Source organism: Microbacterium sp. UBA3394, assembly GCF_002358725.1.
Classification (GTDB): domain Bacteria; phylum Actinomycetota; class Actinomycetes; order Actinomycetales; family Microbacteriaceae; genus Microbacterium; species Microbacterium luteum.
Genome location: NZ_DEPK01000215.1, coordinates 1 through 4,019, shown reverse-complemented (window position 1 = coordinate 4,019; position 4,019 = coordinate 1). Strand labels below are relative to the sequence as shown.

The 4,019-nt window shown below is 72.0% G+C and carries 5 protein-coding genes and 1 pseudogene; 1 reads left to right on the top strand and 5 read right to left on the bottom strand.

Translation table 11 applies throughout. The annotated features are described in order from the left end of the window. The 3 genes from B4E30_RS13240 to B4E30_RS13230 all read right to left on the bottom strand — a co-directional run. On the bottom strand, positions 1–486 hold a 486-nt coding region (locus B4E30_RS13240; protein ID WP_286795552.1), incomplete at its 3' end, for an ABC transporter ATP-binding protein. Between the two features lie 110 nt (positions 487–596). Then, positions 597–1,343 carry a response regulator gene (locus B4E30_RS13235; protein ID WP_286795551.1) on the bottom strand — a complete coding sequence of 249 codons (747 nt, stop codon included), beginning with the start codon at positions 1,341–1,343 and terminating at the stop codon, positions 597–599. Then, positions 1,340–2,599 carry a sensor histidine kinase gene (locus tag B4E30_RS13230; RefSeq protein ID WP_286795550.1) on the bottom strand — a complete coding sequence of 420 codons (1,260 nt, stop codon included), beginning with the start codon at positions 2,597–2,599 and terminating at the stop codon, positions 1,340–1,342. Before B4E30_RS13230 ends, B4E30_RS13235 begins: the two co-directional genes overlap by 4 nt. A 104-nt stretch (positions 2,600–2,703) precedes the next feature. Between B4E30_RS13230 and B4E30_RS13225 the strand changes: the two genes are divergently transcribed. Continuing rightward, the gene (locus B4E30_RS13225) at positions 2,704–3,327 is read left to right on the top strand and encodes a hypothetical protein (RefSeq protein ID WP_286795549.1); all 624 of its coding nucleotides are present in this window, start codon (positions 2,704–2,706) and stop codon (positions 3,325–3,327) included. Positions 3,328–3,333: 6 nt separating this feature from the next. On the opposite strand, the gene B4E30_RS13220 is transcribed toward B4E30_RS13225, so the two are convergent. Beyond that, complete coding sequence (locus B4E30_RS13220) at positions 3,334–3,828, bottom strand: hypothetical protein (RefSeq protein WP_286795548.1); 495 nt, start codon at positions 3,826–3,828, stop codon at positions 3,334–3,336. 49 nt (positions 3,829–3,877) lie between these two features. Next, a pseudogene (locus tag B4E30_RS13215) lies at positions 3,878–4,019 on the bottom strand (exodeoxyribonuclease III); the annotation flags it as partial.

Here is a 4,019-nt window from a genome sequence, read left to right as displayed (position 1 = left end):
CGGGTCGAGACCCGAGAAGGGCTCATCGAGGATGAGCACGTCGGGGTCGTGCACGAGGGCCGCCGCGATCTGTGCGCGCTGCTGGTTGCCGAGCGACAGGGTCTCGATGTTGTCGCCGAGACGCTCGCCGAGACCGAGGTCTTCCAGCAGTGCACGCGCGCGCGACTCGGCGTCGGCCTTGCCGAAGCCGTGCAGGCGGGCGAGGTAGACGATGTGCTCGAGCACCTTCATCTTCGGGTACAGGCCGCGCTCCTCGGGCATGTAGCCGAAGCGCCGTCGGTCGGCGGAGGTGACCGTCGCGCCGTCGAGCGTCACGGTGCCGGCGTCGCCGCCGAGCACACCGAGCACGATGCGCATCGTGGTGGTCTTGCCGGCGCCGTTGCCGCCGACGAATCCGGTCAGACGTCCGGGGGCGACGTCGAACGTGACGTCGTCGAGCACCCGGCGCTCGCCGTAGCTCTTGGTGAGGCCCTGCAGTCGCAGCATGTCGCGCTCCTTCCGGCGGAGATCTTCCACCGACACCGACGCTACAAACCCGGGCCGATGCGGACATCCCCCCTCGGGCGGGTTCGTGGCCTCCCTCCCGGGGTGGAGGATCAGGCCAGGCCGTGCCGGTGGGCGTAGACGACGGCCGCGACGCGGTCGCGGGCCCCGAGCTTCTGCAGCACGTTCGAGACGTGCGTCTTCACCGTCGCCTCGCCGATGTAGAGCCGCTGGGCGATCTCGGCGTTGCTCAGCGCCTGCGCGACCAGCCGCAGCACCTCGGCCTCGCGCTCGGTCAGCTCCGGCGCCGGCACGGCAGCCGGCGTTCCCGCGACGCCGCCCGCACCGCCCGCACCGCCCGCACCGGAGGGAGTGGATGCCGCGGACGCCGACGCCGCCGCGGACGCTGCTGCCGGCGCGGCGTCGGTGGCCGCATCCGTGCCCGCGAAGCGCGCGATCACGCGACGGGTCACCTCGGGCGCCAGCAGCGCGTCGCCCGAGGCGAGCACGCGCACGGCGTGCACGAGCTCCTCGGGGCCGGCGTTCTTGAGCACGAAACCGCTCGCCCCGGCGGACAGCGCGCGGAAGAGGTAGTCGTCGCGGTCGAACGTGGTCACGATCACGATCGCCGGCCCGTCGGCGGCGGCCGCGACGATCCGTCGGGTGGCGTCGATGCCGTCCATGTCGGGCATCTGCACGTCCATGCAGATGACGTCGGGCTGCAGGGCGGATGCGGCGGCGATCGCCTCGGCGCCGGTGCCGGCCTCGCCGACCACGTCGATCTCTCCCGTCGCCTCGAGGATCATGCGGAACCCCGCTCGCATGACGGCGTGGTCGTCGACCAGCAGCACCCGGATCACGCGGGGACCTCCGCCGTGACGGGCACGTGTGCGCGCACGAGGAACCCGCCGCGCTCGCGGGGCGCGGCGGTGAGAGTGCCGCCGATCGCGGCCGCGCGCTCGCGCATCCCCACGATGCCGAGCCCGGAGCGCGGCGACAGCGCGGTTCGTCCGGTGTTGGTGATCTCGAGCTCGACTCCGTCGCCGGTGTAGCGCAGCCGCACCTCGGCGGTGGCGCCGGGGCCGCCATGGCGGCGCGCGTTCGTGAGCGCCTCCTGGGTGATGCGGTACAGGCTCACCTCGGCGACGGCGGTCAGCGGATGCGGTTCCCCGACCGTCGTGAGCGTCGTGGGCAGTCCATGGTCGCGGGCGTGGGAGACGAGGTCGTCGAGGCCGGCGAGGGTGAGGGTGGAGCCGTCGACCGGCTCGGCGTCGTCGGTGCGGAGCGTCTCCAGCAGATGCCGCAGCTCCGACAGGGCGCCGCGGGCAGAATCCTCCACGCCCGCGAGGGCGGCGCGGGCGGCGGCGGGGTCCTGATCGAGCACCGCGCGTGCGGCACCGGCCTGCACCCCCATCGCCGAGACGTGGTGGGCGACGACGTCGTGGAGTTCGCGGGCGATGCGCACCCGGTCGAGGGCGACCGCCTGCGCCGCCGTCACCTCGCGTTCGCGCTCGAGCTCACGTGTGCGCTGCTCGAGGGCGGTGCGCTGCTCGGCGGCGGTGAAGGCGCGCTCGCCCATGTAGTAGGCGCCGCCGAAGAAGGCGGCGTTGATGAGGAACTGCAGGATCATGAAGGCCGCGAAGGGCGAGAACAGTCCGGCCTGCGACAGCGCCTCGTCGGAGGGGTCGATCGCAGCGCGGAAGGTCGTGACGATCAGCCACACGAACATGCCGACGATGATGCCCGTGCGCACGATCGTGGCTCGCCGGCGATCGACCAGCCACGCGCCGACGGTATAGAAGCTCACGAAGATGGCGATGTTGCCGACGTAGACCTCGGGGATGCGCGCGGTCATGCCCACGAAGTACGTCAGGGCGACGGCGATCGCGACCGTGGCGGGATAGCGCCGCCGCACCGCGAGCGGGGCGGTGAGGGCGAGCGCGTAGACGAGGCCCCACTCGGGGCCGGGGGCATCGCCGCCGAAGATCCCGGCGACGGAGTTCAGCGCGATGCTGAGCACGGCGGCGATGAACAGTCCCGCGGCGAGCCAGACATCTGACCGCAGTGATGCGCGGGTGGTCGCGCGCACACCGCGCGCGCTGTCGAGGGCGGACATTCCTCCACCGTACGGGCGGCGTCGGCGGCGGACATCCCTCGGAGGGCGGAGATCCCGCGGCGGGGTGGGATGTGCTGGTTGACTGTGCGGGGGAGGGAAGCCGGATGAACGACCGAACGCGTCGCCGCCGCGAGCATCGCGAAGCGTCGACGTCACGCCGTCAGGACGGCCGCGTCGGCGTCGCCATGGTCGGCATGGCGGTCGTCGCGTGGTGGCCCGCCTTCACCCTCGGCGCGTGGGGAGACCTGTTCTTCGACCAGCTGCTGGCCGTCTGGGCGGCGGCCACGGCGGCGTTCGTCTTCGTGCTCGTCGAGCGTCGCCCCGTCGGCGCGCGGCTGCTGCGCGCGTTCCTGCTGCTGCTTCCGAGCGTGTGGCTGGCGCTGATGTTCTTCATCAACGACGAGGAGGAGGACCTCTTCGTCTTCCTCATCGATCTCGGTGCGATCCTCGCGGTGCTGATCGGACTGCCGTTCACCCTGTGGCTGCTCGTGCGGATCGTGTGGCCGGAGTTCGGCGACGAGACGCGCGTGAGCACGAAGTGGCTGATCGCGCTGGTCGTGGTCGGGGTGGCGGTGGCGTCGTTCCTGCTGGGCCTGAACCACAAGGCTTTCCTCACGTGCGAGGACTTCACCGAGAGCGGCAACTCCGCTCCGCTGGACTGCACGCCCGAGCCGGAGGAGACGCCGGACCCCGCGCCGACGCCGACGCCGACGACGTCGGCGGAGTGAGCCCGGTCACGCGTCGCCGGATGAGGCGACGCGCAGCACGAGAGCGTCGGTGACCCCGAAGATCGCGATCGCCGCCCGATCCTTCTGCGCCATCGGCGTGGTCTCGATCGGCACCACCCGCGGATCGACGACCTCGATCTCCTCGCCGCCCGTGATCAGCGTCGCACCTCCCGCGGCGAGCACGTTCCGAAGCCACTGCGTGCCCGGCCCGTAGGGGATGGTGACGTAGAAGAGGTCGCCCTCCCGGTGCGTGCCGATGGGGGTCTCGTAGACCGTCCCCGAGGAGCGGCCGCGGTGACGGATGATCGTCCACGGCGACTCCGTCGTGCCGGCGGTGCGCATCGCGCCGCGGTTCATCACGTCGCGCTGGATCACGCGGGCCGCCCGCAGCACGGACGGGTTCTTCGTGCGCACGCCGACGACGAAGGCGGCCAGCACGGCGACGACGCCGACGAGCGCAACGGTGAGAACGGCGAGCAGGACACGCGCGAGCGGCTTCATGCGACCAGCATCCCGAGCCATCCGCTGTGCCACAACCCCCGGGACCGTGTCAGAAGATCATCGGGCGATCGTCGTCGTCCGCGCCGTCGAGGTCGAGGTCGACGACCACCGGCACGTGATCGCTCGGCCCCTCGCCCTTGCGCTCGTCGCGATGGATGGATGCGCCGGTCACCGCGTCGGCGAAGGTCTCC

Coding starts and splice junctions, on each gene's coding strand:
- B4E30_RS13230 (WP_286795550.1), bottom strand. CDS start 2,599: ATGTCCGCCCTCGACAGCGCGCGCGGTGTGCGCGCGACCACCCGCGCA.
- B4E30_RS13225 (WP_286795549.1), top strand. CDS start 2,704: ATGAACGACCGAACGCGTCGCCGCCGCGAGCATCGCGAAGCGTCGACG.
- B4E30_RS13220 (WP_286795548.1), bottom strand. CDS start 3,828: ATGAAGCCGCTCGCGCGTGTCCTGCTCGCCGTTCTCACCGTTGCGCTC.